25 protein-coding genes and 3 pseudogenes are annotated in these 25,869 nt (G+C 72.5%); 14 read left to right on the plus strand and 14 right to left on the minus strand.

Annotated elements, in window-relative coordinates:
- The first annotated feature begins 136 nt into the window (after positions 1-136).
- Entirely contained in the window at positions 137-3,097 is a 2,961-nt protein-coding gene (locus ACZ4TV_RS25325) for a TIM-barrel domain-containing protein (protein ID WP_468137160.1), read from the plus strand.
- On the opposite strand, the gene ACZ4TV_RS25330 is transcribed toward ACZ4TV_RS25325, so the two are convergent.
- Positions 3,087-3,632, minus strand: a complete 546-nt coding sequence (locus ACZ4TV_RS25330; RefSeq protein WP_468137161.1) for a DUF6817 domain-containing protein — start codon at positions 3,630-3,632, stop codon at positions 3,087-3,089. The genes ACZ4TV_RS25325 and ACZ4TV_RS25330 overlap by 11 nt on opposite strands.
- Positions 3,633-3,814: 182 nt before the next feature.
- On the opposite strand from ACZ4TV_RS25330, the gene ACZ4TV_RS25335 reads away from it, so the two are divergent.
- A complete protein-coding gene (locus ACZ4TV_RS25335) occupies positions 3,815-4,723 on the plus strand; it encodes a LysR family transcriptional regulator (RefSeq protein WP_468137162.1) in 909 nt (302 codons plus the stop codon).
- Here ACZ4TV_RS25335 and ACZ4TV_RS25340 read toward each other — a convergent pair.
- A pseudogene (locus ACZ4TV_RS25340) lies at positions 4,706-5,989 on the minus strand (MFS transporter); the annotation flags it as partial. The gene ACZ4TV_RS25335 and the pseudogene ACZ4TV_RS25340 overlap by 18 nt on opposite strands.
- Complete coding sequence (locus tag ACZ4TV_RS25345; RefSeq protein ID WP_468137163.1) at positions 5,986-6,639, minus strand: TetR/AcrR family transcriptional regulator; 654 nt, start codon at positions 6,637-6,639, stop codon at positions 5,986-5,988. The gene ACZ4TV_RS25345 and the pseudogene ACZ4TV_RS25340, both read right to left, overlap by 4 nt.
- A gap of 191 nt (positions 6,640-6,830) precedes the next feature.
- Here ACZ4TV_RS25345 and ACZ4TV_RS25350 point away from each other — a divergent pair, with 191 nt between their 5' ends.
- Positions 6,831-7,073: a DUF6158 family protein gene (locus ACZ4TV_RS25350; protein WP_468137164.1), complete on the plus strand. Its 243-nt coding sequence runs from the start codon at positions 6,831-6,833 to the stop codon at positions 7,071-7,073.
- A gap of 70 nt (positions 7,074-7,143) precedes the next feature.
- On the opposite strand, the gene rpsR is transcribed toward ACZ4TV_RS25350, so the two are convergent.
- From rpsR to rpmG, 4 genes are read right to left on the minus strand one after another with little or no spacing between them, the layout of a single operon-like run.
- Positions 7,144-7,380 carry a 30S ribosomal protein S18 gene (gene rpsR, locus ACZ4TV_RS25355; RefSeq protein WP_468137165.1) on the minus strand — a complete coding sequence of 79 codons (237 nt, stop codon included), beginning with the start codon at positions 7,378-7,380 and terminating at the stop codon, positions 7,144-7,146.
- Positions 7,381-7,393: 13 nt separating this feature from the next.
- Complete coding sequence (locus ACZ4TV_RS25360; RefSeq protein ID WP_468137166.1) at positions 7,394-8,536, minus strand: CobW family GTP-binding protein; 1,143 nt, start codon at positions 8,534-8,536, stop codon at positions 7,394-7,396.
- Positions 8,533-8,781 (minus strand): type B 50S ribosomal protein L31, encoded by a 249-nt coding sequence (locus ACZ4TV_RS25365; protein ID WP_468137167.1) that lies wholly within the window; start codon positions 8,779-8,781, stop codon positions 8,533-8,535. Before ACZ4TV_RS25365 ends, ACZ4TV_RS25360 begins: the two co-directional genes overlap by 4 nt.
- A 34-nt stretch (positions 8,782-8,815) precedes the next feature.
- Positions 8,816-8,980, minus strand: a complete 165-nt coding sequence (rpmG, locus tag ACZ4TV_RS25370) for a 50S ribosomal protein L33 (protein WP_030162346.1) — start codon at positions 8,978-8,980, stop codon at positions 8,816-8,818.
- 131 nt (positions 8,981-9,111) lie between these two features.
- On the opposite strand from rpmG, the gene ACZ4TV_RS25375 reads away from it, so the two are divergent.
- Both ACZ4TV_RS25375 and ACZ4TV_RS25380 read left to right on the plus strand, forming a co-directional pair.
- The gene (locus tag ACZ4TV_RS25375; RefSeq protein ID WP_468137169.1) at positions 9,112-9,693 is read left to right on the plus strand and encodes a TetR/AcrR family transcriptional regulator; all 582 of its coding nucleotides are present in this window, start codon (positions 9,112-9,114) and stop codon (positions 9,691-9,693) included.
- A 38-nt stretch (positions 9,694-9,731) separates the two neighbouring features.
- The gene (locus ACZ4TV_RS25380; RefSeq protein ID WP_468137171.1) at positions 9,732-11,255 is read left to right on the plus strand and encodes an MFS transporter; all 1,524 of its coding nucleotides are present in this window, start codon (positions 9,732-9,734) and stop codon (positions 11,253-11,255) included.
- Here ACZ4TV_RS25380 and ACZ4TV_RS25385 read toward each other — a convergent pair.
- Positions 11,218-12,597, minus strand: coding sequence for a helix-turn-helix domain-containing protein (locus ACZ4TV_RS25385; RefSeq protein ID WP_468137173.1), 1,380 nt, complete (start codon positions 12,595-12,597; stop codon positions 11,218-11,220). The two genes, ACZ4TV_RS25380 and ACZ4TV_RS25385, sit on opposite strands and share 38 nt — an antisense overlap.
- Positions 12,598-12,736: 139 nt before the next feature.
- Here ACZ4TV_RS25385 and ACZ4TV_RS25390 point away from each other — a divergent pair, with 139 nt between their 5' ends.
- Positions 12,737-14,116: a M64 family metallopeptidase gene (locus ACZ4TV_RS25390; protein WP_468137175.1), complete on the plus strand. Its 1,380-nt coding sequence runs from the start codon at positions 12,737-12,739 to the stop codon at positions 14,114-14,116.
- 67 nt (positions 14,117-14,183) lie between these two features.
- Positions 14,184-14,666 (plus strand): annotated as a pseudogene (locus tag ACZ4TV_RS25395) (recombinase family protein); the annotation flags it as partial.
- 3 nt (positions 14,667-14,669) lie between these two features.
- Here the strand turns inward: ACZ4TV_RS25395 and ACZ4TV_RS25400 are convergent.
- The 3 genes and pseudogenes from ACZ4TV_RS25400 to ACZ4TV_RS25410 all read right to left on the minus strand — a co-directional run.
- Positions 14,670-14,873, minus strand: a pseudogene (locus ACZ4TV_RS25400) (DNA-3-methyladenine glycosylase I); the annotation flags it as partial.
- A gap of 40 nt (positions 14,874-14,913) precedes the next feature.
- Positions 14,914-15,210 carry a YciI family protein gene (locus tag ACZ4TV_RS25405; RefSeq protein ID WP_468137176.1) on the minus strand — a complete coding sequence of 99 codons (297 nt, stop codon included), beginning with the start codon at positions 15,208-15,210 and terminating at the stop codon, positions 14,914-14,916.
- Positions 15,207-15,773, minus strand: coding sequence for a TetR/AcrR family transcriptional regulator (locus tag ACZ4TV_RS25410; RefSeq protein WP_468137177.1), 567 nt, complete (start codon positions 15,771-15,773; stop codon positions 15,207-15,209). The genes ACZ4TV_RS25405 and ACZ4TV_RS25410 overlap by 4 nt, the downstream gene beginning before the upstream one ends.
- A gap of 160 nt (positions 15,774-15,933) precedes the next feature.
- Here ACZ4TV_RS25410 and ACZ4TV_RS25415 point away from each other — a divergent pair, with 160 nt between their 5' ends.
- On the plus strand, positions 15,934-17,091 hold the full coding sequence (locus tag ACZ4TV_RS25415) for an alkene reductase (protein ID WP_468137179.1): 1,158 nt from the start codon (positions 15,934-15,936) through the stop codon (positions 17,089-17,091).
- A gap of 373 nt (positions 17,092-17,464) precedes the next feature.
- Complete coding sequence (locus tag ACZ4TV_RS25420) at positions 17,465-17,779, plus strand: hypothetical protein (protein WP_468137180.1); 315 nt, start codon at positions 17,465-17,467, stop codon at positions 17,777-17,779.
- 768 nt (positions 17,780-18,547) lie between these two features.
- Here the strand turns inward: ACZ4TV_RS25420 and ACZ4TV_RS25425 are convergent.
- Positions 18,548-19,132, minus strand: a complete 585-nt coding sequence (locus ACZ4TV_RS25425) for a TetR/AcrR family transcriptional regulator (protein ID WP_468137181.1) — start codon at positions 19,130-19,132, stop codon at positions 18,548-18,550.
- Positions 19,133-19,211: 79 nt separating this feature from the next.
- Here ACZ4TV_RS25425 and ACZ4TV_RS25430 point away from each other — a divergent pair, with 79 nt between their 5' ends.
- From ACZ4TV_RS25430 to ACZ4TV_RS25440, 3 genes are read left to right on the plus strand one after another with little or no spacing between them, the layout of a single operon-like run.
- On the plus strand, positions 19,212-19,649 hold the full coding sequence (locus ACZ4TV_RS25430) for a tautomerase family protein (RefSeq protein WP_468137182.1): 438 nt from the start codon (positions 19,212-19,214) through the stop codon (positions 19,647-19,649).
- Positions 19,642-20,700 carry a zinc-dependent alcohol dehydrogenase gene (locus tag ACZ4TV_RS25435; protein ID WP_468137183.1) on the plus strand — a complete coding sequence of 353 codons (1,059 nt, stop codon included), beginning with the start codon at positions 19,642-19,644 and terminating at the stop codon, positions 20,698-20,700. The genes ACZ4TV_RS25430 and ACZ4TV_RS25435 overlap by 8 nt, the downstream gene beginning before the upstream one ends.
- Positions 20,701-20,760: 60 nt before the next feature.
- Positions 20,761-21,297, plus strand: coding sequence for a hypothetical protein (locus tag ACZ4TV_RS25440; RefSeq protein WP_468137184.1), 537 nt, complete (start codon positions 20,761-20,763; stop codon positions 21,295-21,297).
- A gap of 37 nt (positions 21,298-21,334) precedes the next feature.
- Here the strand turns inward: ACZ4TV_RS25440 and ACZ4TV_RS25445 are convergent, their stop codons facing one another.
- Together ACZ4TV_RS25445 and ACZ4TV_RS25450 are read right to left on the minus strand one after the other, a co-directional pair.
- Positions 21,335-22,159, minus strand: coding sequence for a DUF1206 domain-containing protein (locus tag ACZ4TV_RS25445; RefSeq protein ID WP_468137185.1), 825 nt, complete (start codon positions 22,157-22,159; stop codon positions 21,335-21,337).
- Between the two features lie 83 nt (positions 22,160-22,242).
- A complete protein-coding gene (locus ACZ4TV_RS25450) occupies positions 22,243-22,914 on the minus strand; it encodes a TetR/AcrR family transcriptional regulator (protein ID WP_468137187.1) in 672 nt (223 codons plus the stop codon).
- 166 nt (positions 22,915-23,080) lie between these two features.
- On the opposite strand from ACZ4TV_RS25450, the gene ACZ4TV_RS25455 reads away from it, so the two are divergent.
- Both ACZ4TV_RS25455 and ACZ4TV_RS25460 read left to right on the plus strand, forming a co-directional pair.
- Positions 23,081-24,661, plus strand: a complete 1,581-nt coding sequence (locus ACZ4TV_RS25455) for an APC family permease (RefSeq protein ID WP_468137188.1) — start codon at positions 23,081-23,083, stop codon at positions 24,659-24,661.
- A gap of 62 nt (positions 24,662-24,723) precedes the next feature.
- Positions 24,724-25,863: an agmatine deiminase family protein gene (locus ACZ4TV_RS25460; RefSeq protein ID WP_468137189.1), complete on the plus strand. Its 1,140-nt coding sequence runs from the start codon at positions 24,724-24,726 to the stop codon at positions 25,861-25,863.
- Positions 25,864-25,869: the final 6 nt, after the last annotated feature.

Here is a 25,869-nt window from a genome sequence, read left to right on the forward strand (position 1 = left end):
CTGAGCGATGTTCAAAGATGCGTGGTGCAACGCGGCTTCGAGCATCATCTTTCATTGAGAGGCGTCGGGGCGCTATCTTGCCGGGAGCATGCCAAGGAGCTGTGTTCGTGATCCGGACCGCACGAGGAGCTGCCCCATGAGACTGCCCAGCATCCGCAGGAGCCAGGGCCGGCAAGCGCGCCAAGGCCATCGAGGTCAGCCGGGCCGGCAAGGTCAACCAGGCCGGATCCGGGGCTTATCGGGCGGGCGGGCGCGCGCCGCGCGTCGGCGCCGGCGCAGCCCGGCCGCCGCCCTGCTCGCCGCCGCCATCGCCGTCGCCGGGCTCGCCGTCGCCGGACCGCTCGCCGCGCCGGCCAACGCGGCCCCCGCCGGGGCCACGGCCACGGCGGGCAACGTCACGGGTTTCACCCAGTCCGGGAACACCTTCACCGTCACGGCCTCCGGCGGAGCCAAGGCCCGCGTGGTCGTCGCCCGCGCCGACATCTTCCGCCTCTGGCTCTCGCCCGACGGGGCCTTCACCTACGACCCGGCCGGCTCCGACCTCGCCACCACCACCGACTTCGGCTCCGTGGCCACGAGCTACTCCGACGCCGGCGCCTACTACCGGATCACCACCGGAGCCCTCTCCATCCGGGTCAACAAGTCACCCCTCCAGTTCTCCGTCTACCGCGCCGACAACACCACCCCCGTCTGGCAGGAGACCCGGCCCACGAGCTGGACCGGCACCCGGACCACCCAGTACCTGGCCCGGGGCGCGGACGAGCAGTTCTACGGCACCGGCCTGCGCCTGGGCGAATGGGCGCTCCGCGGCAAGACCGTCCCGATCGCCGTCGACAACAAGTGGCGCGAGAACGACAACGCCAGCCCCGCCCCCTTCTACATGTCCACCAACGGCTACGGCGTCATGCGCAACACCTGGGCCCCCGGCTCCTACGGCTTCAACGCCCCCACCACCCTCACCCACGACGAGAAGCGCTTCGACGCCTGGTACTTCACCGGCGACTCCCTCAAATCCGTGCTCGACGCCTACACCGATGTGAGCGGAAAGCCGTTCATGGCGCCGATGTGGGGCTTCGAGCTCGGCAACGCCGACTGTTTCAACGCCTCCAACCCCGACTACCAGGGTGACCACAACCGGGCGCGCCACCAGACCACCCCCGACGTCGTCGGCTACGCGGCCGACGCCCGCGCCGCCGACATGCCCTCGGGCTGGTTCCTGCCCAACGACGGCTACGGCTGCGGCTACACCGCGCCCCTCAAGTCGACGGTGGACGCCCTGAGGGCCAAGGGCTTCCAGACCGGCCTCTGGACCTCCACCGGCCTCGGCTCCATCGCCGACGAGGTGGGCACGGCCGGCAGTCGGGGAGTGAAGACCGACGTGGCGTGGATCGGCAGCGGCTACAAGTACGCCTTCGACGGAGTGCGGCAGGCCGTCGACGGCATCGAGAAGAACTCCGACGCCCGCCGCTTCGTCTGGACGGTCGACGGATGGGCCGGCACCCAGCGCAACGCCGTCGTCTGGACCGGCGACACCCACGGCACCTGGGACGACATGCGCTGGCACGTCCCCGCCATCACCGGCGCGGGCCTCTCCGGCCTCAACTACGCCGCCGGCGACATCGACGGGATCTTCGGCGGCAGTCCCAGGACGTACACCCGCGACCTCCAGTGGAAGGCCTTCACCCCGGCCTTCATGACCATGTCCGGCTGGGGCGCCACCAACCCCTCCGCCGGCTACCAGGACAAGCAGCCCTGGCGCTTCGCCGAGCCGTACCTCTCCATCAACCGCAAGTACCTCCAGCTCAAGATGCGGCTGATGCCCTACCTCTACACGATGAGCCGCGTCGCCCACGAGACCGGCGTACCCAGCACCCGCGCCATGGTCCTGGAGTACCCCGACGACCCGGTGGCCCGCGGAAACCTCACCAGCGGCCAGTTCATGGCCGGCGACTCCCTCCTCGTCGCGCCCGTGGTCTCCGACACCTCGGTCCGGGACGGCATCTACCTCCCCGCCGGGACCTGGACGGACTACTGGACCGGCCGGACGTACGCGGGCCCGGGCTGGCTGAGCGGATATCAGGCACCCCTCGACACCCTGCCGCTCTTCGTGAAGGGCGGCGGCATCGTGCCGATGTGGCCGCAGATGAACTACACCGGGGAGAAGCCCGTCTCCACCCTCACCTACGACATCCACCCGCGCGGCACCTCCTCCTTCAGCCTCTACGAGGACGACGGCCGCACCCGCGCCCACCAGTCCGGCGCCTACGCCCGCCAGCAGGTCGACGTCACCGCCCCGACGACCGGCTCCGGCACGGTCACCGTCGCCGTGGGCGCCCCCACCGGCAGCTACGCCGGCAAACCGGCCTCCCGGGACTACGAGTTCAGCCTCCACGTGGCCTCCGCCCCCACCGCCCTCACGGTGGACGGGGCACCCGCGGCGCGCCTGACCTCCAAGGCCGCCTACGAATCCGCCACGTCAGGCTGGTTCTTCGACCCGGCGGACCGGTCCGGAGTGCTCTGGGTCAAGACCGGTTCCACGTCGGGTGCCTTCACCGTCGCGGCCACCGGCACCAGCGTTCCCGCAGCCGCAGCGCTGCCCTCCGCCGCCCCGATCTCCCAGGCGGCCTGGTCCCTGGTCCACACCGACAGCCAGGAGACCGCCCGCGAGAACGGCGCCGCCGCCAACGCCTTCGACGGGAATCCGGCCACGCTGTGGCACACCGCCTGGTCCTCCGCGAAGCCCGCCCCGCTCCCGCACGAGATCCAGATCGACCTCGGCGCCCGCTACGCCGTGAACGGCCTCGGCTACCTGCCCCGCCAGGACGGCGGCGTCAACGGCCGGATCGGCGGCTACGAGGTCTACGTCTCCGACACCACCGCCGACTGGGGCCCACCGGTCGCCGCCGGCACCTTCGCCGACACCGCGGCCGCCCAGAGCGCCGCCCTCTCCCCGAAGACCGGCCGTTACCTCCGCCTCAAAGCCCTGACCGAGGCCGGCGACCGCGGCCCCTGGACCAGCGCCGCCGAGATCACCCTCACCGGCCGCCCGGCCCCGCTCCACAACACCCCGGCCCAGCGCTGGACCTTCACCCCCTGATCGGCCGGTCGCCGAGCACGGCCTGGCACTCCCGCCAGGCCGGCTCGCTCAGCAGACCCCGGAACCGGCCGAACAGGGCGAGGAGTTCGCTTCCCCACGCCCGACGGAAGCCGGGATCGATCCGCGCGAGGTCGAGCTCGTTGGCCGCCGACAGCTCGGCGAGGTCCCGTCGCAGCTCCACGGCGGGGGAGTGGACACGGCCGGTGAACCGGTCCCGGAAGGCCGCCTCCTCAAGGGCGAGCGTCGGATACGACGCCGCCCGGTCGCAGGCGGCGTAGAGGTACACGATCCCCTCGGCCTCCCCGCCGACCACCGCCGCCAGTTCGGCCCGCCGGGCGAGCGGCAGCAGGGCGGTGCCGAATCCGTCCGTCCCGTAGAACGCGTGGCACAGACCCGCCCGCCGGAGCGCCGGCCGCGCACCCCAAGACCCCAGCAGCGCCTCTACGCGTTCCAGGTGCGCGAGGAGGGTCCCACCCGGATGGGCGAGATCCTCCGCACCGAGCTCCCGCAACCATGCGACGGCGCGATCCGACACCGGCGTGCCTCCTGATCGTGGTGGTGGGTCGGCACCCGTCCCCGCCCGCACCAGGGGTCCGGACCCCGTGGCGAAGGCTGGGACCGGGTTGCCGCCCGGGCCCTGCACCGATCTTGATCCCACCCAACACCCAAGTCAATCCTCCGCTTTCCTCTCCGCCTCGAAGCGATAGCTTGGGCCCCATGACCCTCGACGATCTCCGTGTGTTCGTGGCCGTCTGTCGCGCCGGCAGCCTCAGCGCCGTCGCCCGCGACCTCGGCTGCACCCAGTCCGCCGTCAGCCAGCACGTCCGCCGCCTGGAGAAGCAGACCGGCGCGAGCCTCCTGGAGCGCCACGCCCGCGGAGTCGTCCCCACCGAGGCCGGCCGCGTCCTCCAAGCGGCCGCGGCCGACGGCATCGCCGGTCTCGACGGCGCCCTGCGCCGTGTGGACGACCTCGTACGGGGAGGGGGCGGCTCGGTGCGCGTCACCACCGGCGCCACGACCGTGCGGCACTTCATGTCCGAGGCCGTGGTCACCTTCCGCCGCCGCCACCCGGAGGTGACCTTGGAGTTCCAGACCGAGAACTCCAGCCGCAGCTGCTTCGACGCCCTCGCCGCCGACGACCTCGACCTCGCCTGGATCACCATCGGCGGCCCGGTCCGCGGCATCGAACAGCGCCCCGTCATGGAACTGCCCTGGGTGCTCGCGGTCGGCGCCGACGACCCCCTCGCCGCCCGCCCCCGCATCGACCCCGCCGACCTCGCCGGTATCCGCCACATCCGGCTGCCGGAGAATTCGGCCTCCCGCGCCCACCTCGACGCCGCCTTCGCCGAGTCCGGCATCCGCGTACGCTCCGACACCAGCGTGGCCGACTGGGACACCGCCCTGTTGCTTTCCGAACTAGGCCTGGGACACGCCGTCGTGCCCGCGCTGCCCGGCTGGCGGGTCCCCGGCGCCGACGGCCCGCTGCGCCTCGTGCCCATCCCCGCCCTGCCGCCCCTCGCGGTCGGCTGGGCGGTCCGCCGCTGGGCCGCCCTCGCCCCGCCGGCCCTCGTCTTCGCCGAGGAGGTCGCCCGCAGCTGCCGGGCGCGCGCCGCCGGGCAGCAGTGACGCCGCCACCAGCCCTACGGCGGCCAGCGCGGCCAGGGCCACCAGCGACGGGCCCTGCGCCCCGGCGCCCGCGGCGACCGCGATCCCGAGGGCCGGACCAACGTTCATGGCCGTCTGCTTGAGCCCGCCGACCACCCCGGCGTACCCCGCCGGGGCCTCGCCCACCACGGCCCCGGTGGCCGTGACCATGACGGTGGTGAAGCCGGCGCCCAGCACCGCGAAGGCCACCCCGGACGCGGAGCCCAGCCCCGCGATCCCGGCGACCACCAGCCCCGTACCGGTGAGCGCGGTCCGTCGCGGCCCGTACCGGCGCAGCGCCAGGCCCGCCACCGGCGCCCCCGCGACCATCAGCGCGGTCAGCGGCAGCACGCGCAGGCCGGTGGCGAGCGGGTCCAGCCCCTGGACGTCCTGGAGCCGGAAGGTGGCCGTGAACAGCGCCCCGAACATGCCCGCGGAGACGACCAGCAGCAGTGCCATCGAGGCCGTCACCGCTGTCGTCCGGGCCACGGCCGGCGGAACGAGCGGCAGCGCGGCCCGCCGTTCGCGGCGTACGAACAGGGCCGCGAGCCCGGCGGCGGCGCCGAAGCCGAGCACCGTCGGCGCGGCGGTCCACCCGTAGGCCGGTACGCCGACCAGCGCGTGCACGAACACCGCGAGGGCCGTCGCCAGCAGGGCCGCACCGGTGAGCTCCAGCCGCCCGCGCTCCGTACGCGGCGGCGCGGGCGCCCGTACGGCCAGCGTCAGCGCGGCGATCACCAGGGCGACCGGCACATTGACCACGAAGACGGCCCGCCAGCCGCACTGCGCGACCAGCACGCCCCCCAACAGCGGTCCGGCCGCCGCGGCCACCCCGATCGCGCCGGTCCGCACGGCGACCGGCGTGGAGAGCCGGTCGGGCGGGTACGCCAGCCTCAGCAGCGCCAGCGTCGCGGGCTGGAGCAGTGCGCCGAACACGCCCTGCGCGGCCCGCAGGGCGATCACCCAGCCCACGCCGGGGGCGTACACGATGCCGGCCGAGGCCGCGGCGAAGCCGAGCACCCCGACGAAGAGCAGCCGGGGGTGTCCGTACCGGTCGCCGAGCCGCCCGGCGACGACCAGGAAGGCGGCCACCGCGAGCAGGTAGGCGGTGCTGGTCCACTGGACCTGCGCCACGCTCGCCCCGAGGTCGCGCCGCAGACTCGGCTGCGCCACGGTCAGCACGGTGCCGTCCAGAGCGACGATCACGGCGCCGGACACGCTGACGAGGAGTGAGATCCGCCGCCTCACGCGCGGACCGGGCCGAGGTGCGCGTCGACGGCGGCGTCGACGAGCCGTTCGACGGCGTCGACGCCGTCGGCCCGGTCGGTCCGGGCGGCCCCGTCGTCGCCGAGGACCAGCGGCAGACTGCCCCACCGCCACAACTGGACCACGCCGTGCAGGTTGGCCCAGAGCGCGGCGGCGGTGACGGCGGGCTCGGCGGCCCCGCAGCGGGAGACCAGCGCGACGAGGAGTTCGAACAGGGGGAGCGTCGACTCCCGCAACGGCGGCCCCTCCGAGGGCCCTCGATCCGCGCTGTCCAGCAGGTCGTGGCGGAACATCAGCTCGAACATCCCGCGGTGCTCCAGCGCATAGCCGACGTACGCGCGCCCCAGCGCCCGTACCTGCTCCCGCGGGGACGGGGACGGGGACGGGGACTCGGACGGGGACCCCGCCCCGGCCGCCGCGGCCGCGAACCGCGCGCCGAGATCCGCGAAGCCGCGCCGGGCGATCGCCGACAGCAGGGAGTGGTGGGTGGGGAAGTACCGGCGGGGCGCCCCGTGCGAGACGCCCGCCCGGCGGGCGATCTCCCGCAGCCCCAGGGCGCCGCTGTCCTCGCTCGTGACGAGCTCCACGCCGATGTCGATCAGCCGCTCCCGAAGCGGGCTCTCCTGGTCCATGGCCCCTGTCTACCAGGGCGAGTAGACACTGTCTACTAATCCCGGACGCCTTCCGCGGGGCGACCGTCCACGGCGAACGTCAGGGACTCGGCGGCTGACGAGGACGTAGGACGCGGCGCGGAGGATGATGGAGTGGCCGGGAACGAAGGCCACGTGCGTCCCGCCCGCCCGGCGGAGGAGGTGCAGGTGCCATGACCGAGCACGACAGCGGCCCGTCGGCGCGGGATCTGGAGGAAGGCCGGCTGCTCAAGGAGCTGGAGGCCATCCACCGCACGCGCCACGAGACCCTGTTGCACGGGTCCGACGACGCCCTGGTCACCCACACGAAGCGGATGAACGAGCTGGAGCACGAGTACGTACGCCGCCACCCGCAGCGTGCCCAGACCGCGGGCCGCACCCGCTCGGGGGCCCGCGCCCGTACCGCCGGCGAATAAGGCTTGCCCGGCGGCTCAGGCACGGACGCCGGCGGTGCGGCCCGGCCCCGGCCGCACCGCCGGGATCCGCTCACCGCGCCGCGTAGGGCAGCAGGGCCATCTCGCGGGCGTTCTTGATCGCCGCGGCGAGCCGGCGCTGCTGCTGGGCGCTGACCCGCGTGACGCGGCGGCTGCGGATCTTGCCGCGGTCGGAGATGAACTTCCGCAGCAGATCGGTGTCCTTGTAGTCGATGTGCGTGATCTTGGCGGCGTCCAGCGGGTTGGGACGGGCCTTGACGGGCTTACGGGCGTCGGTACGGCGAGCCATGCGGATTCCTTGGTTACGAGACGGGATCGAGGAGGGCGCCGAAGGCGGTCGGCAGGCGCTTCCACGCCTCCCGCCCAGCGGCGAATTCGGCGTCGGTCAGCAGGCACGACTCCAGGAGCTGCGCCAGCCCCTCGCGGTCGAGGCCGGGCGAGGTGAAGACCAGGTGCTGGCAGCAGTCGCCGTGCTCGGGATGCCAGCCCAGGGCGGCGGCCGCCCTGCGGACGGGAGGGACCATCTCCCACGCGGCGTCCGGGAGCGACGCCAGCCACGGCCCGCTGTTCTCCACGCAGAGCGCGCCGCCCGCGGCGTCCCAGGCCAGCAGGGTGTCGGGACGGTCGGCGAGCCAGAAGCGGCCCCGGCTGCGGGCGGCCGCGCAGGCGAGGTCCTCCAGCGCCTGGTAGAGCCGCTCCGGGTGGAAGGGGCGGTGGCGGTGCCAGACGAGAGTGGCCACTCCGGCCTCGTCCGCCTCCTGGGGCAGGAGCGCACAGGCCGGATGCTGGGCGGCGGCCGCCGCCTCCGTGTCGAATCCGGCGAAGGCGAGCCGCGCCAGCTCACCGGACCCGGTGTCCACCCGGCGAGCGGTCGGGTGGAGCTGGGCCAGCAGCGCACGGTCCTCGTCGTCCGCGTCCGCGCTGTCGACGAGCGCGAGGACAGGGGCGTACTCCAGCTGCCGCGCCCAGGTGTCACCGACGGTCCGCTGGTCGGCGGCGGCCGCGGCGAGCCCCGCCTCGGCCAGGTCGTCCCCGTTGGCGAGGTACGGCAGGACGAGGGCGGGGTCGACGGCGGTGATCACATTGGTGAGCTCCAGCGCGTCGCCGCCGTGGGCGTCGACCACCTCGGCCATCGCGCGCGGCTCGACGGAGTCCCACAGTTCGACGACGGCCAGCCGGGTCATGCCGCTGTCGGCCAGCCGGACCAGTTCCGGGACGAGGTCCTCGCGCAGCGCGCAGCAGGCGCAGTCGTTGACGAGCGGGGTCTCGTCCCGGGACAACTCGCCCGAGGCGTCGCGCACCAGGCGCCGTACGGTGCCCTCGGCCGCGGTGGAGAGGTCGTGGTGCAGGGCGACACTGCCGGGCACGGTGGCCAGCAGTTCCCGCACCGCGCTCCGGCGGGCGTCGGAGTGGAGCCCGCCGACGATGACGACGGGCAGGGTCACGGCTTGCTCCCGTACCGGCGCTGGAAGCGCTCGACGCGGCCGGCGGTGTCCAGGACGCGGGCGGTGCCGGTGTAGAAGGGGTGGCTCTGCGAGGAGATCTCGACGTCGATGACGGGGTAGGTATTGCCGTCCTCCCACTCCACCGTCTTCTCGCTGGTGGCGGTCGAGCGGGTCAGGAAGGCGAAGTCGGCGGCCTTGTCGCGGAAGACGACGGGGCCGTAGGCGGGGTGGATTCCGGGCTTCATGGCGATGTCCTTCGGGGCGTGGCGGTGGGGCGGATCAGCGCTCTTCGCGGAAGTCGACGTGGCGGCGGACCACCGGGTCGAACTTGCGCAGCACCATCCGGTCGGGGTCGTTCCGCCGGTTCTTGCGGGTGACGTAGGTGTAACCGGTGCCTGCGGTGGAGCGGAGCTTGACGATCGGGCGTACTTCGTTGCGTGCCATGACAGCAGTATATGGCAATGGTTTCCATTACCAATAGCCGAGCCCTGTCCCAGGCCGGTGGGGCGCCGCAGTGGGTCGGTTTTGCCTCGCGTGAGACAATCTTGTATCGTTCGAGGCGAAGGAGGCTCACCATGGTGCGGGAAGAAGAACTGCTGGACGGCGCCGCGCGCGTCCTCGCCGGCGACCACAGCGCCTCGATGGTGCAGATCGCCGCCGGCATCGGGACCAGCCGCGCCACGCTCAGCCGTCGTTACGCGACCCGGGAAGCCCTGCTGAAGGCCGTCGCCGTCCGGGCGATCGAGGTGGTCGACGGGTGCCTGGCCCCGCTCGACCTGGCCCAGAACGCCGACGGGGCCGCCTTCGACGCCGCACTCGAGGAACTGGTCCTCGCCCTGATGCCCGCCGCGCACCTCTACGGCTTCACCTCGCGGGATGCCACCGTGCTCGCGGATCCGGAGTTCCGGGCCGGCGTCGACCGGCAGGACCAGCGGGCCCTGGCCTTCCTCGCCCTGGGCCAGCGGCTGGGGCGGCTGCGCGCGGACCTGCCGCCGTACTGGATCTGGTACTCGCTCTGGGGCCTGCTGGACGCGGCCGCCGAAGGCGTGCGCGACGGCCACCTCGCCCCCCGCCAGATCGGCCACCTCGTCCTGACGTCCTTCCTCGGCGGGACGCGGCCCGCGCAGCGGCCCCCCGCCGGGACTCCCGCACCCTGATCCGCCCTCCACCGCGCACAGACCCTGAACGGAACCTCATGCCCACCCCCGCGCTGGACCCCCGCAGGTGGATCGTCCTGGCGATCCTCTCCGGCAGCCTCCTGCTCATATCCATGGACACCACGATCCTCAACGTGGCCTTCCCCTCCCTCGTCGGCGACCTTCAGCCGGGCGCCGTGCAGCAGCTGTGGATCATCGACGTCTACGCGCTCGCCCTGTCCGGCCTGCTGGTCACCGCCGGTGCGCTCGGTGACCGCTGGGGGCGCAAACGGCTGCTCATGGCGGGCTTCGGCATCTTCTCGCTGGCCTCGCTCATAGCCGTGTTCTCGACCGAGGCCTGGCACGTGATCGCGGCCCGCGCCCTGCTCGGCATCGGCGGCGCGGCCATCATGCCGTCCACCGTGTCGATCCTGCGCACCGTCTTCACCGACGCCAAGGAGCGCGCCTTCGCGCTCGCGGTCTGGGCGGCCGTCTTCGGCGGCGGCATGGCCTTCGGACCGGTCGTCGGCGGGCTCCTGGTCCAGGACTACGGCTGGCACTCCGCCTTCCTCCTCAACCTCCCCGTCGCCGCCGTCATCGTCGCGGCCGGCCTGCGCTACCTGCCCGAATCGCGCTCCCCGCGCAGCGCCGGCAGGTGGGACTGGTGGGGCGTCGGCCAGTCCGTCGTCGGCATGCTCGCCCTCGCGGGCGGCATCAAGCAGCTCGGCAAGAGCGGCATCGCCGACCCGCTGCCCTGGGCCCTGCTCCTCGTCGCCGCCGTCCTGCTGACCGTCTTCGTACGCCGCCAGCTGCGCCTGGACAACCCGCTGCTGCAGGTGCGGCTCTTCGCCGAGCCCGCCTTCAGCGTCGCGGCCACCGCGATCTTCCTGCCCATGGTGGGCATGGGCGCGATCCTGTTCCTGGTCACCCAGTGGTTCCAGTACGGCGAGGGCTACACCCCGCTGGAGGCCGGACTGCGGCTCCTCCCGGCCCCGCTCGCGCTGATCGCCGCCTCGATGGTGGCGCCCTCGCTGATGCAGCGCTTCGCCATCCGCCACGTGCTCGGCGCCGGACTGGTCGTCCTGGCCGTCGGCATGGCCCTGCCCTGGACCTTCCAGCAGTTCACCGACCTCGGCTACCCGGCGTTCGCGGCCGCCCTGACCGTGATGGGCCTGGGCGCCGGCATCGCGACCACCGTGGCCTCGGTGACCCTGGTCTCCGCCGCGCCCGCGGCCGAGGTCTCCAGCGCCGCCGCCATCGAGGAGACCTGCTACGAGCTCGGCTCGGCCATGGGCGTCGCCGTCCTCGGCTCCACCGCCGCGGCCCTCTACCGCGGGAACCTCCCCGCCCTCGACCTGGACGGTCCGGCCGCCGAGGCGGTACGCGGCTCCGTAGGCGAAGCCGCCCACACCGCCGAGCGGCTGGGCGGCGCCGTCGGCCAGGCGCTCCTCGACACCGCCTCGCACGCCTACACGCTGGCGATCACCCCGGCGTTCCTCATGGCCGGCGGCCTCGCGGTCGCCGCGGCGGCCACGACCTGGGCGCTCATTCCGCGGGACCTGCGCCCGACCGAGAACCACTGACCGGGGCGGGCGGGAACACGGGCGCGGCGGGCGCGGGGCCCAGGGTGGTGGTGCCCGGCGCCGCCCGGTGGCCCAGGCCCGTGCGGTACGCGTCCATGGCCGCCTCCACCCGGCCCGTCCGCCGCAGCAGGTCACCCAGCAGCCGGCACAGATCGGCGAGGTCGCCCGTCGCCCCGCTGCGCTCCAGCAGCGCCAGCGCCTGGACGTAGTGCTCCTCGGCGGCCTCGGTCTCACCGCGCTCCTCGGCCATCAGGCCGAGGAGCCGGTGCGCGCCGCCCGCGTGCACGGCGCCGTGGCTGTCCCCCAGTTCCAGCAGGGCCGAGAGCAGCCCGGCGGCTTCCTCGTGCCGGCCGAGCCGCCGCAGTACGTCGGCCAGCTCGACCTCCACCTGGGCCGTGTAGAGACCGGCGCGCCGGGCCGACAGCATGTCCCGGGCCGTGCGCAACTCCTTCTCGGCCGAGGTGAGTTCACCGTTCTGCGCCTGTACGTACCCGCGCATCCAGTGGCAGTGCGCCAGGTCGGTCCGCAACCGCAACTGGCCGTATATCGCCTGGGCCTTGGCGAGGGAGGCGTCGGCGTCCGCCACCCGCCCCTCGGCGAGGAAGGTCCGGGCCACCTGCCGGTGCATGCCCGCCACCAACGCCGGGTCGCTGACCTGCGGAGCCAGCGCCAGCGCGAGCTCGGCGGCGCGGGCGGCGCGGGCGTGGGCGCCCATGTCGATGTACGGCCCGATGACCGCGGCGTGGAGCAGTACCAGCGCATCGGGATCGGCCAGCCCGCACGCGCCCAGCTCGTCGATGGTGGATTCGAGGAGATAGCAGGCGTAGCGCAGCTCGCCGGCGAGCAGGTGCGCGACGGCGCGGCCGCGGATCGGCCGGGCGCGGCGGGGTAGCGGCTCGTCGGCCAGGAGGCGCTCGGCCGCCTCGAAGTGGCCGATCGCGTCCGGCAGTTCGCCGGACTCCAGCGCGCATTCGCCGAGCCCGAGCCGCGCCTCCGCCTGCTCGGGGACGAGCCCGAGTTCCTCCGCCTCGGCGAGCAGTCGCCGGTAGCGCACGGCTGCCTCGTCGGCCGCGCCCGTGGCGAGCGTCTGCTGGGCGTCGGTGAGGGCGAGCCGCAGCTCGGTGGCCAGGTGGGCGGGGCGGCCGGTGGCCAGCTCCTCGTACGAGGTGCCCAGGCGTGCGGCGAGGAAGCGCAGGGCGGTCTCGGAGGGGCGGACCTTGCCCGACTCCAGGGTGGAGATATAGGCCGAGGTGTAGGCGGGATCCGCCAACTGTCTCTGCGTTAGGCCGAGTTCACTGCGCATGCGCTGAACCCTGCGGCCGATCCGGGCCGGTTCGTCCATGGAATCCCCCTGGTTGCTCGAACTCCCCAGTATTCAGGGGGAACAGGCCATTGCGCACGCCTCGTGCGCCACCTAGTTTAAGCAACCGCTTCAGTGTGCTTATCAAGCCGCTTAACTTCCTTTCCAGGGGGAGGACTTCATGCGTCCAGTCAGACGTCTAGTCAGACGTCCGGCCATCCGTACCGCGCTGCGTGCGGCCATCGCGATGGTCTGCGCGACCGCCGCGCTGGCGGCGGCCGGGCCCGCCGGCGCGGTCGGTACGGTCGGCGCGCCGCCGGCCGGGACCCGGGTCGAGGTGGAGATACCGGGCCCGGAGCACGGCGGCGACGCCGGATCCGGCCATGCCCGGGTGCCGGCCGCCGGCAGCCCCTCGAAGAGCGCGGGCCGGCTCTCCGAGGCCGAACGGGCGGCCGACGGCGAGGTCACCAAGATGATCGACAACGGCCCCACCGCCGACCGCCTCGACGTCGTCTTCATCGGTGACGGCTACACCGCCGAGGAGCTGGCGCGGTTCCACACCGACGCCGAGCAGAAATGGGCCGAGGTGACGGCCGTCGAGCCGTACACCACGTACCGGAACCTCTTCAACGTCTGGACGGTCGACGCGGTCTCCCGCGACTCCGGAGTCTCCGGCGACCCCGACCGGGCCACCGTCCGCGACACCGCCCTCGGCTCGTACTTCTGGTGCGGGGACATCGAGCGGCTGCTCTGCATCGACCAGCCCAAGGTCGACTCGTACGTGGCGAAGGCGCCGGAGGCCGACCTGGTGATCGTCCTGGCCAACAGCGCCAAGTACGGCGGAGCGGGATACAACGAGCCCAGCGCCACCCTCGGTTACGAGGGGATATCGACGGCCTCGGCGGGCCATGCGAAGTCCGGCCAGGTCGCCATCCACGAGACCGGCCACTCGCTGGGCAAGCTCGCCGACGAGTACTTCTACCCGGGCGTCCCGGACTACGAGAAGTACACCGGCCCCGAACCGGCCGAATCCAACAGCTCCGCCCTGCCCGCCGACCGGATGGCCGCGCAGCGGGCCAAGTGGTACCGCTGGCTCGGCGAGGAGTCACCCGACGGCGGCGCGGTCGGCGCGTACGAGGGCGGCAACTACTTCGTGACCGGGCTGTACCGGCCCACCGACAACTCGCTCATGCGGGTGCTGGGCAAGCCCTTCAACCTGCCCGGCGTCGAGTCGATGATCGCCGGGTTCTACCAGCACGCGCGCATCGCCACCCCGCTCACCCCGACCGACCGCACCCTGCGGGCGCGCCACACGGCGAAGGCGGCCGTACCGAGGCTAGCCGGGGCGGACGGCCGGCAACTGGTGGTCCGCTGGTACCTCGACGGCAGGGAGCTCAAGCGCTTCGAGGGGCGCACCGAGGTGTCGGTCGCGGAGCTGTGGCTGTTCGACCTCCGCACGCACCGACTGTCGGTCACGGCCGAGGACCGCACGCCGTCGGTGCGCGACCCGAAGGTCATCCGTACGCTGCGCTCCACCGTCGACTGGACGGTCCGTCTCTAGTGCTGTGACCGGAAAGGTTCACCGGGTCACAGCACTAGGTGACATGGTGGCGGTCTTGCCGTAACGAGTGACCAGGCCGCGCGATCGGCTTGGTCAGCGAGTTACGGGAGCGCCTGTAGCGGCACCACGTGGTGCAGCCCGTGGGCGTCTCCGCGGAGGGTCCGGTACAGCACACACTGGCGAAGCGGCCCTTCGGGCACGCTCGGATCCTCGCGCTTGCCCATACCAGCCCTACGCAGCCACGCGATCGAAGGCCGGCTGGGCGGCCGCCACGGCTGCCCAGCCGCCTGCGGTTGGCTGTTTGGCCGGCGACGACGTCCTCACGGCGGCGGGGTGCCGGCGCATCCTCGCCGACAAGAAGTCCGGTGAGGACGACCTGCGCCCAGAACTCAAGGCGTGCCACGCCTTCCTGCAGTCCGGCGACACCCTGGTGGTGCCCGCGCTTGACCGCTACGGCCACTCGCTCAAGGACCTGGTGAACATGGTCGGTGAGCTCCGGCGCCGCGAGGTCGGCTTCTGCTCGCTGCACGAGCGCCTGGACACGACCACGCCCGGCGGCCGGCCCGCGGTGCCGCACGATGTCCGCGTCACCCAGGAGGCGCTCGACGTCGCGCTGGTCGAATCGGGCGACGGCCGGGATCTCGAAGCCCGCGAAGGCGGTGCGGAAGTTCTCGCGCTCGGCCAGGATCGTGCGCCAGCTGAGCCCGGACTGGTCGGTGTCGTGTAGGCGAGGAACTCCGCGGCGGCTCCGCTCCACAGGCAGCGCGGCGCGCCGTCGGGGCCGAGGAAGAGCGCCGTCACAGCAGGAAGCTCAGCCGCTCGTCCGCCATCCCGGGCGCGATCTCGATGATTTCCGCCGTGACGACGTCCTGGGCGACGAACGGATCGTCGTCGACGCGCTTGTACAGCTCCTCGGGCGAGGTGTTGTGGGCGAGGACCGCGCCGCCCAGGCCCGGCTGGATGCTGCCGACCAGCAAGAAGACCCCGTCGTCCAGGCCGCGCTTGATCCACTCCTGATGGCCGGCCATCTGCTGGCCGGCGGCGGCCTTGTTGTCGGAGAACCGAAGCAGGACCACGAACATGCGCTCTCTCATTTCTCGTAGGTGTGCAGCCAGTCGCGCATCCGGTCGACTTCGCGCTGGATGAACGCCTCGTCGCGGAAGGCGCTGGCCATGACGGCGACGCCCTGGCTGAAGGCGAGCACGTGCATCGCCAGCTCGTCGGCCTGCTCAGCTGGCCCGAGCACCGCGAACTGCTCGCGGAGCCAGGTCCGGAACAGGGCGAACAGGCGGCCGGCCTGGCCGAGCATGGCGTGCTCCAGCTTGGCCAGCTCCGTGGTCAAGGTGCCCACGGGGCAGCCGTAGTTCTGGATGTCGGCGCGGTTGGTCAGCACGATCTCGACGTACCGCATGATGCGGCCGGCCGGGGTGGGTGCCTCGGCCTCCCACTGCTCCAGCATCCGGCGGGTGTCGGCCAGGCGGGCGTCGATCACCGCGTCCAGGATCGCGTCCTTGGACTTGAAGTGGTAGTAGAAGTTGCCCCGCGACAGTCCGACGGCTCCGGCGATGTCCGCGAACGAGGTGTGCTCGTAACCGTGGCGGTAGAAGAGCCTGTCGGCCGCCGCCACGATCTGTTCACGGGTCGCCACTGCAGTCACGGTGATCCCCTTCCGTCGTAGGACAGCCGACCTAGAGCCCACAACGTAGGTCAACTGTCCTAGGTCGTCAAGCCGTTGACACCGCTGCTGCGGGCGACCTAGCGTGACGGCGCTCTAGGACGACTGTCCTACGATCTTCGCCGCAACGCTGGAGCTCCGCATGCCCCTCGACTTGTTCGCGCCGTTCGACCTGGGCGGCCTCACACTCGCCAACCGGATGGTGATGGCGCCGATGACCCGCAACCGAGCCCAGGCGGACGGATGCGTTCCCCCGCTGATGGCCGCCCACTACCAGCAGCGCGCCACCGCGGGCCTGATCATCGCGGAGTCCACCACCATCTCGTCCCAGGGAGTGGGCTACCCCTTCACCCCCGGCCTTCACACCGACGCCCACGCGGCGAGCTGGCGGCGCCTGACCGACGCGGTCCACGAGGGAGGCGGCCGCATCTTCGTCCAGCTGCAGCACTGTGGCCGCGTCTCCCATCCGAGCCTGCTGGACGGGCAGGCGCCTGTCGCCCCCTCCGCGCTCGCACCCGCTGGCCAGGCCGTCACGTACGCCGGGCCGCAGGACTTCGTGACTCCCCGCGCGCTCGAACTCGGCGAGCTGCCGGGAATCGTCACCCAGTTCCGCCGCGCCGCCGAGCTGGCCGGGCAGGCGGGCTTCGACGGCATCGAGGTCCACGGCGGCAACGGCTACCTGATCGACCAGTTCCTGCGCGACGGGACCAACCACCGCAGCGATGCGTACGGCGGCAGCGCGGCCAACCGCATGCGCTTGCTGAACGAGGTCCTCGACGCCGTGTGCACCCAGTGGCCCGCCGAGCGGGTGGGGGTGCGCCTGACGCCGGAGAACAGCTTCAACTCGATGTCGGACTCCGATCCGCAAGGCCACTTCGAGTACTTCCTGGGGCAGCTGAGTCCGCGCGGTCTGGCGTACGCGCATGTCCTGGAGGGCGACATGATGACGAAGACCGCCTCCCTCGACTACCGCGCGCTGCGGAACAGGTTCGCCGGTGCGTTCATCGCCAACAACGGCTACGACCTCGCGCGCGCCCAGGCAGCGGTACACACCGGGCACGCCGACCTGGTCGCCTTCGGCACACCGTTCCTGGCCAACCCGGATCTGGTCCGCCGCTACCGGGAGAACCTGCCCCTGGCCGAGGCCGATCCGGCCACGTTCTACGGCGGAGGACAGGCCGGCTACACGGACTATCCGTCCTACCAGGGCGACGGAGCCCAGGCCCGCACCCTCGCGACCGACGTCCAGCACGGCATCGCGCCGCACCCGGCCCTGCAGGACCTGCCGCCGGTCGGCTGACGCGGCCCGACCTGTACGCCTGCGTGATCTGCCCGCAGTAGGTGCCGGCGGGGACCGGTGGTTCTTCGACCGCTCGGCGAGGGTGTGGTCGCGGGTGGGCGGGCACTGCTGGTCGCGGCGTACGTGGAGCCGCACCTCGCGGGGGAGGACGAGCTACTCGTTCGCTGGCTCAACGGCGGTCACCCGCACCCCTGCGCGAGAGCCCCTCACCTCCCCGCGGTGGGCCGAGCGGCGGCCCGGTCGATTTCTCGGCAGAGAAGCGCCATCAGAGCTTCGAGCGCCGACTCGCAGACGTGGGCGGATCAGGTGACCACCCACCGTTTCTCTCGTTGGCTTGGCGTGGAAGTCCTTCGAATCGAGGAGCTGGAGCGCGATGCTGTTCGACGCCAGAGGCCGACGTGTGGCGCTCGTGATGTCTGGGGTGGTCCTCGCGGCGGGGGCCGGGGCCGGCCCGGTATCGGCGACCACGGTGATCGGCGCCGGGAACAGCGCCCACGACAACACCTGCTCGAACGCGTCCGGCCACCGCACGATGGGCAGCATGGACCGTTCCGGCGGAATCGTCCAGGCGCTGTTGGTGGCCGTGCCGTTGTCAGCGCCCGCCAACCAGTGCGGTGACCTTGGTCTGCCAAAGGAGGACAAGGCAGACCAGCCCGCCGAGAACTTCCACGTCGACGTCGCCGAATGAACGGCGCGTAAGCATACGGGAACACGCCCAGCAGCAGCGGGAACGTCGGCGGGAGATGCGCAAGCTCGCTTCGGACCAGGACCCAAGCGGCCCGGGTTCTCCACCAACTCGGCTATGAACGAGAGCTGTACGGCATCGCGGACGGCGACGACCGCACCAGCTGATGCCGGTTCTCCATGGCCAACGGGATGGCCGTCCCTCGCCAAGTGAATGAAGCCGTCCCGCTGGCCTCCCCGTGCCACCGGGACGGCTTTCATGTGTGGAGGCCTGCACCGGCGGGTCAGGCGCTCGCGAGGATCGCCATGGTCGCGTCGTTGGCTGCGAGCCCGGCCGCCTGGATAAGGTCCACGCCTGACGGTTCCAGCGCAAGGGCGCGCCGCACTCGGCGCGTGATCCCAGCCGCCTGCGTCCACCCGGCCGATGAGGGGTGGACGCACCGGCGGCGTGGGCACGGTCGCGCCGGTCTGCGCGCGTCAACGTCTGCGTCGTCCGCCTGCGCGGCATCGACTGCAAGGGCCCACTCGCTCGGTGCCCGTGACGCCCGTGGTGCCCATGACGGCCGGGTCGGCCGGCTCGCCGCTTCAAGCGGGACTACCGCGTCCGCGCGCAGGTCACCACCAGCACACTCCGCCCCTACGGGCGCCATACCGGATCCGGCGAGCCCCGTGCGCGACCACCGCCCTCCGCGCCGCCCGCCAGAAGATCTCCCGCGACCCTGCCGGTGCGGCGGCCGCCCCGGCGTGGACCGGATGAAGGCGTCGCAGCCGGTCAGTTCCGCGTGGCGCTGGCGATGAGGGCCTGGAGTTGTTCGGCGGCGTGATCGAGGGGCTGGGTGCTGCGCTTGGCGCGGCACATGGCCACCGTGCCCTCGACGGCGGCGACGACGAGCGTCGCGAGCTGCGCGGCCTGCTCGGCTTCGGCGCCGTGTGCCCGCAAGGAGGCGGCCAGCAGGGTCTCCCACTGCTCGAAGACCTCGGCCGCGGCGGCCAGGGCGGGCGGGATCTCGCCGGCCGGCGGCTCCTCGATGGCCACCGCCAGGACGGGGCAGCCGGCGTGGAAGTCGCTCTCGACGACGATCTTCCGCCACAGGGCGAGGAACGCCCGCAGCCCTGCGGCCGGGCCCGCCTCCAGTTCCTTGCGCAGACTGCGGGCCACCCACTCACCCGTGAATCGGACGGCCTCCGTGGCCAGTTGCTGCTTGCCCTCGGGGAAGTAGTGGTACGTCGAGCCGAGCGGCGCCTTGGCGTGCTTGGCCATCTCCCGGATGCTCGTGGCGCTCAGGCCACGCCGGCTGATCATGTCGGCGGCGCCGGCCACGATCCGCTCGCGCGACGGCGTACTGCTCTTGGTCACCCGTTCACTCCCCTCTGGCTATAACGGCCGTCATAGTCTACCGTGACCGAGGATTATAACGATCGTCATAGGAGCTGCCATGCCCATGATCCGCTTGACCGTGCCTGCCGGTGCCCTCACCGAGGAGGGCCGCACCACCGTTCAGCGCGACCTCGCGGCCGTGCTGCTGCGCTGGGAGGGGGCTCCCGACGCCGCCTTCTTCCGTGCCCAGGCGTGGACCCACCTCGTCGAGCTGCCCGAAGGCGCCCAGACCACGGCCGAGGACGACGCTCCCCGCCTTCTCGTGGAGGTGACGGTCCCGGAGGGGGCGCTGTCCGAGCGGCGCAAGGCCGGCCTGGTCCAGGACGCGACGAAGACGGTACTGACGGCCGCCGGCCTCGCTCCGGACGACGCGCTGCGGGTGTGGGTGCTCGTACACGAGCAGCCCGACGGAACCTGGGGCGCGGGCAGGTCCGTCATCCGCCATGCCGACCTGGTCTCCCTGGCGCGGCAGGACAAGGAGCAGGCCGATGCGTGAGCTGACGTACGTCGCACGGCACACCGTCGAGTGGCGCGAGGCGCCCGAACCCCAGGTGCGGTCCGCCGGGGAAGCGATCGTCGCGCCGGTCGCCGCGACCTCCTGCGACGTGGACTCCGCGATCCTGGCCGGGCATGCCACGCGGCGGCAGCCGCACATTCCGTACAGCATCGATCCGCCGTTCGCCCTCGGGCACGAGTGCGTCGCCCGCGTCACCGACGTCGGCGACGACGTGACCAGCGTGGCTCCGGGTGACCTCGTCGTCGTGCCCTGGTCCATCAGCTGCGGCACCTGCCACCACTGCCGCACCGGGCTCACTGCCCACTGCACCTCGGTCCCGCACATGGCGATGTACGGCGCGCCGATCGGCGGCAGCTGGGGCGGCCTCTTCTCCGACCTGGTACGCGTTCCCTACGCGGACGCCATGCTGGTCCCGCTGCCGGCCGGCCTCGACCCGGTCGCGATGGCCTCGGCCAGCGACAACTGGTCGCTGTCCTGGCGCCTGGTCGCGCCCCACCTGAAGGCCCGGCCCGGCGCCCGGGTGCTGGTCGTGGCCCGGGGCAGCATCGGCCTGTACGTCTGCGACATCGCCCGCGCCCTCGGCGCCTCCGACGTCCTCTACGTCGACCCCGACCCCGAGCACCGCAAGCTCGCCGAGGGCTTCGGCGCCCGCACCGCCGAGGCGATCGAGCCGGTCCGGCACGGCTTCGACCTGGCCGTCGAGGCCACCGGCCGCGTCGACCAGCTCACCCTCGCCGTCAAGTCCCTCGCGCCCGAAGGCATCTGCGAATCGGCCGGCAACCACTTCCGCCCCGGCGAACTGCCGCTCCTCGACATGTACCTCACCGGCGTCACCCTCCGCATCGCCCGCGACAACGTCCGCAGCCACATCCCCGACGCCCTCGACCTCGCCGCATCCGGCGCCGTCGCACCCGAACGGGTCGTCTCCCACGTCCTCGACTGGGAGCAACTCCCCGACGCCCTGCCCGAGAAGCACCTCAAGCCCGTCTTCGTCGGAAGCCTTCCTCGGGATTTGCCGTACCCCGCCTGATCGGCAGGCCTACCGTACGGACATGCGGCGCCGCATGCCGCAGGTACCCGGGAGGATCCAGTGACATCGTTCTACGACCCCCAGTACGCTCCGGCCGGCGATGTGGGTGGGGCGCTCATGGTGATCGACTCTCGACTCAAAGCGGTCTACGACGGCAAGACCGAGGTCGACCCCGAGCAGCGGGTGTTGACGGACCAGTTCATCGCGTCCCTGGGGCCCAGGGGAGCCCATGACCTGCTCGACGGCGCGTGCACGCTCATCTACATGTTCATGACGTGGCTGCGGAAGGCGTACGAGGAACACGACAAGGACGTCTTCGAGTACGTGGTGCCCGACCTCGTGGCCACGATGCGGACGATGCCCCGAAGCGTCCGCCCCGAGACCATCCCCACCATGGCCGGCATGGTCATCGCGGCAGGTACCGGCCTGAGCCCCAACCTGTGGCGCAAGCAGTACGGGGACTGGACCAAGGACGAGATGAACCCCCTGGAAGCCACCGCCTTCCTGCTCGCGGAGCACATCAACCGGCTCACAGGCGACCGCGACTACGCCACACGACTGGTCACCAACGCTCTGTCCAGCGCGGAGCAGGGCTGACGTTCGGTACCGCGGCGCTCCTCACGCCCGGCGCCGCTCAGACCCGGCGCCAGCAGGCCATCGCCCAGCAGAACAGCCCGAACAGTATGAGCCCGGCGGCGACCACCACGAGGAGCCAGGGTCCCGCCGGGGTCTCGGTGAACGCCCGAAGGGTGTCGTCGATGCCCCGCGCCTTCGCCGGGTCGTAGCGCACCGCGGCGTAGACGATGAAGGCGCCGCCCGCCGTGAAGACGGCGCCGCGCGCCACGCCGCCGGTGACGCCCAGGAACTCGACCGCCTTGCGGACGCCCTCCGGCACCCGGTCCAGGGCCAGGTGCTTGCGGAACGTACGCCGGGCCGCCTGTACCGCGATCACCACGCCCGCGACGGCGATCGCCGCCCCCGCCGCACCCACCCACCACGGGCCGCCGGGCAGGTCCAGCACCTTCGACGTCACGTCGCGCGACTGCTCATCGCTGGACCGCCCGCCACCGGATCCGGCCGCGAAGGACAGTACCGAGAACGCCACGACCGCGTAGAACACGGCCCGGGCCGCCGACGCGAGCCGTCTGGAGGCCTTGTCGCCGTCAGGGCCGGCCGCGCCGAACACGGCCTCCGACAGCCGCCACAGCATCATGCAGACGAGTCCGATCCCGACGGCCCACACGAGGAAAGCACCGAAGGGCTTCTCCGCGAGCTCCGCCAGCGCGCCCTCGCGGTCCGCCTCCGGGCCACCGCCGCCGGACGCCACACGGACCGCTAGCACGCCGACGAGTACGTACAGCACCCCGCGTGCCACCAGGCCGCTCCGGGCCGTCACCTCTCGGGCCGCACCGCCCCGGGACGCGGCCCGGCTGCCCTCGCGTGCCACTTCGCCGCCCATGGGGATCGGCCCTTCCGCTCTGGCCGGCGCGGCTCCAGGACTCGTACGCGCCGGAACGCGTGCCGGACGTCTCCCCCACGCGGTTACCCGGGCGCGGCCCCCGCATGCCCGGCGGGCCGCTGTCCGGCGGGCCGCTGCGCGGCGAGGCCGTCGAGGACGAGGCCGAGTCCCAGCTCGAAGCCCCGGTCGTCGAGCGCGGCGAGGCCGTCGCCGGTGGCAGCGGCCCGGGTGAGGGACTCGGCGAGAGCGGGGTAGTCCGGTCGGTAGTCCTCGGCGGGGCGGGTGAATCCCGCGGTGAAGGTCTCCAGCGCGGAGCCCAGGACCAGGTAGTCGATGGCGGCGGCGGCCTCGGCTGCGCGCGCCGGGGTGCAGCCCGCCCGGACCAGGGCGGCGAGCAGCGCGTCGTAGCCGCGCAGGGCCCGGTCCGCCTCGACCCGGCGCCGGGCCGCTGGCGCGATCGCGTTGGGGTGGCGCAGGTAGACGCGGCGGTAGCCGCGCGCGTACGCGGCGATGCCCTCCCGCCAGTCCGGCTCGTCGAGCGGGCTCAGATCGATCTCCTCGTTGATCAGTTCCGAGACCGCGTCGAGGACGTCCTCCTTGGACGCGACGTGGTGATAGAGGGATGCCCCTTTGACCCCGAGGCGGTCGGCGAGCGTGCGCATCTTCAGGGCCTGGGGCCCCTCCTCGTCGAGGAGTTCGAGGGCCGCGCGCGCGATGATCCCGCGGCTGAGCAGCGGCTGGTTCGGTCGGCCCACGGTGTGATCCCCCTCGTCATCGGCCGCCAGGTTACCCGTAGGGAGGGGCTTCCCAAGGGGTTCGAGCCGGGTTAAGGTCCCCGCAATCCCCGCAACCTAACAACGTTAGGTTTAGCTCCGGGACGTGTCGGCTGCCCCGGCGCGTTCCCCGCCGTGAGAGGTGCCCATGCCAGACCTTCCCCCCGCCGTCCCCGATACGGGCGCAGTACGGGACGCGGACGCGGCCCGCCTGACCGATCTGGGTTACACCCAGGAGCTGAACCGCAGCCTCGGCATCCTCGGGAACATCGCCATGGGCTTCGCCGTCGTCTCGCCCGTCGTCGCGCTGTACGCGGTCTCCATGGTCGGCACGATGATCGCGGGGCCCGCATGGGTATGGGCGCTGCCGATCGTGCTGCTCGGCCAGTGCCTGGTGGTGAACGTCTACTCCGAGCTGGCCTCGCAGTGGCCCCTGGCCGGCGGCCCCTACCAGTGGGGCCGGCGCCTGCTCGGCCCGTCCTTCGGCTGGATGAGCGGCTGGGTGTGGCAGTTCGCCGTCATGTTCGGCAACACCACCGTCGCGTACCTGGCGGCGCCCTGGGTCTTCGCCCTCGTCGGCGCCACCCCTTCGCCGGGCTCGATGGTCGCGGTGGCGGCCGGGATCCTGCTGGCCTGCATGCTGGTCAACGCCTACGGCATCCGGATGCTGAGCTGGTTCGTCTCGCTGGGCATCGCCGCCGAGGCCGTCGCCTCCGTACTGGTCGGCTTCGCGCTGCTGCTCTTCTTCCGCGAGCACGGATTCGCGCTGTTCACCGAGACCCTCGGCGCCGAGGAACTGTCCGGGGGATCGACCGCGATGGCGTTCCTCGCCGTCCTGGCCGTCGCCGGCTGGGGGTTCATCGGATTCGACGCCTGCGTCTCGACCGCCGAGGAGACCAAGGACGCCGGCCGCCGGGTGCCACGCGCCATGTGGTGGGCGCTGCTCAGCGTCGGCCTGGTGGTCATCCTCAACGCGATCGCGGTCGCCCTCGCCCACCCCTCACCCCAGGCCGTCGTCGCGGGCGAGGACCTCGACCCGGTGACCACCGCCGTCATCACCGCGTTCGGCTCGTGGTCCGACAAGCCGTTCGTGGCCGTGGTCCTGGTCGGATTCCTGGCCTGCGCCATGGCCTCGCAGGGCGGCGCCGCCCGCGGGGTGTACTCGCTGGCGCGCGACGGCGTGTTCCCCTTCTCCCGGCAGGTGCGCAAGGTCAACCGGCGCCAGGCCCCCATCGGCGGACTGATCGCCTCCACGCTCGTCAGCTGTACCGGCCTGCTGCTCGGTCTGAACGCCACGGCCATCGGCAGTCTGATCGCCTTCGGCACCGCGGCCACCTTCCTGCCGTTCTTCCTCGTCAGCCTGGCCGCGCTGATCGCCCGCCTGCGCGGGTCCTGGGTCCCCTCCGGTCATATCCGGCTGGGGCGCAAGGGCACGTTCCTCAATGTGCTGGCCGTGCTCTGGACGGCCTTCGAAGTCGTCAACGTGTGCTGGCCGCGGGCCATCCTCGCCCCGCCGGGAGCCCCCTGGTACCAGGTGTGGGCCGGCCTCCTGGGCACCGGCGCGGTGATCACCGCAGGGCTGGTCTACCTGCTGGTCAAGAAGCCGCAGCGCACGCTGCGGGCAGCCCACGCGCAGTCGCAGTCGCAGCCGCATGCGCAAGCGCAGCCGCAGGCGCGTGAGGAGAGCGCGGGAGGGGACGAAGGCGTGCTCGCCGCCGACCGGCTCTGAGCCCGACGCTCACCCCGCCCCCCTTTGATTCGGCATCCGCATCGCACTGAAGGAGTAATGGCATGGACCTGACACCAATGCGCCGCCCCCGCATGACGCGCCGCGGCTTCGGCACGGCCGCCCTCACGGCTGTGGCCCTCTCCGCCGCCGGGCTTCCGCTGCTCGGCCGGCCGGCCTTCGCCTCCGAGGGCGCGGACCCGCTCCACGCCCCGGCCGAATGGGAGCCGCACGCCGGGTGCGTGATGGCCTGGCCCTGGGACAGGACGATCGGGTGGGGCGGACTCCTCGCCGACGTCCAGGCCGAGACGGCCGGCATCGCCCGGGAGATCGCCCGTTTCGAGCCGGTGATCATGGTCGCCTCGCCGGGCACCGCGCAGGAGGCGCGGGACCAGTGCGGCAGCGCGGTGACCGTCATCGAGTACCCGGTCAACGACTGCTGGACCCGGGACACCGGACCCGTCTTCGTGGTGAACGCCGGAAGGACGCAGCGGGCCGGCCTCGACTTCGGGTTCAACGGGTGGGGTGGGAAGTACCCGTACGACAAGGACGACCTCCTCCCCGTCGGCGTGTGCGCGCACCTGGGCGACACCCGCCAGCCGGTCTCCATGGTCCTGGAAGGCGGCGCCGTCATCACCGACGGACAGGGCACCCTCGTCACCACCGAGGAATGCCTGCTCCACCCCAACCGCAACCCCGGCATGAGCCGCGGTCAGATCGAGGCCGCGCTGCTCGCCTCGTACGGAGCGAGCAAGGTCGTGTGGCTGCCGTACGGACTCCACGGCGACGACATCACCAACGGACACGTCGACCTCGTCGCCGCCTACCTCGGCCCCGGCAGGATCCTGCTCCACACCCAGCCCGATCCCGCCGCCCCCAACCACGCCCGGATGGCCGCGAACAAGGCGGTTCTCGATGCCGCGACCGATGCCTGCGGCCGGCCCTTCCAGGTGGTGGAGCTGCAGCACCAGCCGCACTTCCGCCACCAGGGGCTGACGGTGGAGACCTTCAGCTACACGAACTACTACCTGACCGCCGGCAGCGTCGTCGTGCCCCTCGCCGGCGAACCGGCGGACGCCGCGGCCCTCGCCCAGTTCCGGTCGCTCTTCCCGGACCGGGAGGTGGTCGGCAGGACGGCGCGCACCCTGGCCTGGGGTGGTGGCGGCGTCCACTGCGTCACGCAGCACATCCCGCGCGTGCGGTAGCCGTTC

This window comes from Streptomyces sp. NPDC028910, assembly GCF_055564955.1.

Bases quoted from the DNA above. Each gene is read 5' to 3' on its own strand.
- ACZ4TV_RS25325 (WP_468137160.1), top strand. From the start codon at position 137: ATGAGACTGCCCAGCATCCGCAGGAGCCAGGGCCGGCAAGCGCGCCAA.
- ACZ4TV_RS25335 (WP_468137162.1), top strand. From the start codon at position 3,815: ATGACCCTCGACGATCTCCGTGTGTTCGTGGCCGTCTGTCGCGCCGGC.
- ACZ4TV_RS25345 (WP_468137163.1), bottom strand. From the start codon at position 6,639: ATGGACCAGGAGAGCCCGCTTCGGGAGCGGCTGATCGACATCGGCGTG.
- ACZ4TV_RS25350 (WP_468137164.1), top strand. From the start codon at position 6,831: ATGACCGAGCACGACAGCGGCCCGTCGGCGCGGGATCTGGAGGAAGGC.
- rpsR (WP_468137165.1), bottom strand. From the start codon at position 7,380: ATGGCTCGCCGTACCGACGCCCGTAAGCCCGTCAAGGCCCGTCCCAAC.
- ACZ4TV_RS25365 (WP_468137167.1), bottom strand. From the start codon at position 8,781: ATGAAGCCCGGAATCCACCCCGCCTACGGCCCCGTCGTCTTCCGCGAC.
- rpmG (WP_030162346.1), bottom strand. From the start codon at position 8,980: ATGGCACGCAACGAAGTACGCCCGATCGTCAAGCTCCGCTCCACCGCA.
- ACZ4TV_RS25375 (WP_468137169.1), top strand. From the start codon at position 9,112: ATGGTGCGGGAAGAAGAACTGCTGGACGGCGCCGCGCGCGTCCTCGCC.
- ACZ4TV_RS25380 (WP_468137171.1), top strand. From the start codon at position 9,732: ATGCCCACCCCCGCGCTGGACCCCCGCAGGTGGATCGTCCTGGCGATC.
- ACZ4TV_RS25385 (WP_468137173.1), bottom strand. From the start codon at position 12,597: ATGGACGAACCGGCCCGGATCGGCCGCAGGGTTCAGCGCATGCGCAGT.
- ACZ4TV_RS25390 (WP_468137175.1), top strand. From the start codon at position 12,737: ATGCGTCCAGTCAGACGTCTAGTCAGACGTCCGGCCATCCGTACCGCG.
- ACZ4TV_RS25405 (WP_468137176.1), bottom strand. From the start codon at position 15,210: ATGAGAGAGCGCATGTTCGTGGTCCTGCTTCGGTTCTCCGACAACAAG.
- ACZ4TV_RS25415 (WP_468137179.1), top strand. From the start codon at position 15,934: ATGCCCCTCGACTTGTTCGCGCCGTTCGACCTGGGCGGCCTCACACTC.
- ACZ4TV_RS25420 (WP_468137180.1), top strand. From the start codon at position 17,465: ATGCTGTTCGACGCCAGAGGCCGACGTGTGGCGCTCGTGATGTCTGGG.
- ACZ4TV_RS25430 (WP_468137182.1), top strand. From the start codon at position 19,212: ATGCCCATGATCCGCTTGACCGTGCCTGCCGGTGCCCTCACCGAGGAG.
- ACZ4TV_RS25435 (WP_468137183.1), top strand. From the start codon at position 19,642: ATGCGTGAGCTGACGTACGTCGCACGGCACACCGTCGAGTGGCGCGAG.
- ACZ4TV_RS25445 (WP_468137185.1), bottom strand. From the start codon at position 22,159: ATGGGCGGCGAAGTGGCACGCGAGGGCAGCCGGGCCGCGTCCCGGGGC.
- ACZ4TV_RS25455 (WP_468137188.1), top strand. From the start codon at position 23,081: ATGCCAGACCTTCCCCCCGCCGTCCCCGATACGGGCGCAGTACGGGAC.
- ACZ4TV_RS25460 (WP_468137189.1), top strand. From the start codon at position 24,724: ATGGACCTGACACCAATGCGCCGCCCCCGCATGACGCGCCGCGGCTTC.